The 1,877-nt window shown below is 48.4% G+C and carries 2 protein-coding genes; both read left to right on the top strand.

The annotated features are described in order from the left end of the window. The coding region (locus ACQCLF_RS15875; RefSeq protein ID WP_426989045.1) for a hypothetical protein at positions 1 to 1,064 on the top strand (1,064 nt) is incomplete at its 5' end. After that, positions 1,065 to 1,544, top strand: a complete 480-nt coding sequence (locus ACQCLF_RS15880) for a hypothetical protein (protein WP_426989047.1) — start codon at positions 1,065 to 1,067, stop codon at positions 1,542 to 1,544. Positions 1,545 to 1,877 lie beyond the last annotated feature (333 nt).

Consider the following 1,877-nt stretch of genomic DNA (forward strand, 5'->3'; position numbering starts at 1 on the left):
AGGGCTATAACCGCTATAGTTATGTACACAACAACCCGCTCAATGCGACCGACCCCAGCGGTTTCTCAGCCTGGACGGACTTCAGGGACAACTTCCTGAAGCCCGTCATTCAGGCCGTTGTTACCGGAGTCTGTATTCCGTGTGGCGCCGCTTTGGCGGCTGCAACGACGTTGTATTATGGCGGAAGCGTTGGTGACGCCGCTATTGCCGCTTTCTCTACCTACGCCATAGCGACCGTTGGAGCCAATATTAGAGCGCCAGGAGGGCCTGGATTTGGTTTTAATCTGGAAACATTGGGTTTTGCAACGCTCGGTGGCATTACGAGTGCTTTGCGAGGAGGGAGGTTTGGGCATGGCTTTGTCTCGGCCGGTGCTGGGGCTTTAACGTCCGGATACGTTCAAGGCATAGAAAACGCGGGTGTCGAACTGATCGCCTCCACTGTAATCGCCGGGTCGATATCGGAGGCGACGGGTGGTAAGTTTGCCAATGGGGCGGCCTATGCGGCGTTTAGTTGGGCGGTGTCGCAGGGAACTCAGCGTATCGCTAACTCGAAAAATGACGTCCGCTATGAATCACTAGGTAGCTCAGAATCCCACCTTTCTGACGTCGAAAAAGCAACGGCACAGATGGAAATAACATTGGCTGTCGAAGGCATAGAAAGGCAAGCTTTCGGTTCTGCAGATTTGGCTGCTCAAGCTTTGCACGAAGCGTTGTCACCGATAGCGAAAGCATGGAAGATTGAAATTGGAGCGATGATTCATGATGCTAGCCCTTCTTGTTTTTGTGAAAGGGTTGTCGTTAGCGATGTAACGACAGATTTTCTTTCGGGATCGGTGGATATACGGCCTTTGTCAGAGTTCGACAGAGTCGCAAGCTATCATACGCACACTATAACGAACATGTTTAGCACTCCAGACTTCAATAAGGAAGTAGGTGGGGGTATTGATGGCTATTTGTCTACGCCAAGTGGTCGTTTACTGCGTTTTGATCACCGAGCATTTTTAGATGGCGGTCTTCCAAGAACGAAATCCAATTTTGAAAAATACGTCTCAGAGGTAAAGTAAATGAAATGGATCGTATGTATTATCTTGACGGCTTTTTCGCTTGCCTGCATCGCAGGTAAAAGTTACCCCGAAATTAGCGCGTTGTTCTCAGGCTACATAGACAGTTCTAGATTGGACAGAGGTTCTCGTGGAAATATTCATCCTGTTTCTATGATCAGGCTAATGACCGATGCTTCATTTGAAGGGAAGCACATATCATTTAACGGAGTATTGTCATGTTCTGATGAGAGGCCTATGGTTTTTATAAACAATTTTTCCTATAAGGTCTTTGATACAACAGAAGTTATCTATCTGCCTCAGATGCCTGTGACTCTGATGGATAAATGTTCAAATAATGCGGAGGGTGAAGCTGTTACAGTATTTGGGAAATTTGTTCGGCCAGACCCGAAAACGGATGATGTCTCTATAGGGCGGCTTAAGTGGGTGTCGGCGATAACATTTTCCGGGGTTTCTTTCGATAAAAGCCCTGTTCTTGAGTAGCGATTCTGGGCATGTCCTAATCAAAAAAATAGCTCGGCATGTGCCGGGCTATTAGTCCGATTATTTCCCTACTTAAAGACCAAAAACCTCTACCTGACCTGAACCGGTGTATCAATGGCAAAACCCGCCCGTCTGAGCCACTGCCCCCCGAATCCTGATCCCTACCAGCAAAACTAGACACTCGACTTAGCGAGGTTTTGAACTGGGGCCCATTGGTGGATAAGGCGTTAAGCGAACTCGAAACGAACATTACCGACATCACCAAGCGCGGCTTCACCGGGCACGAGATGCTGGATGAGGTGGGTTTGATCCATATGAACGGGCGGATTTATG

The organism is Marinimicrobium sp. ARAG 43.8, assembly GCF_050113635.1.
Taxonomy (GTDB): domain Bacteria; phylum Pseudomonadota; class Gammaproteobacteria; order Pseudomonadales; family Cellvibrionaceae; genus Marinimicrobium.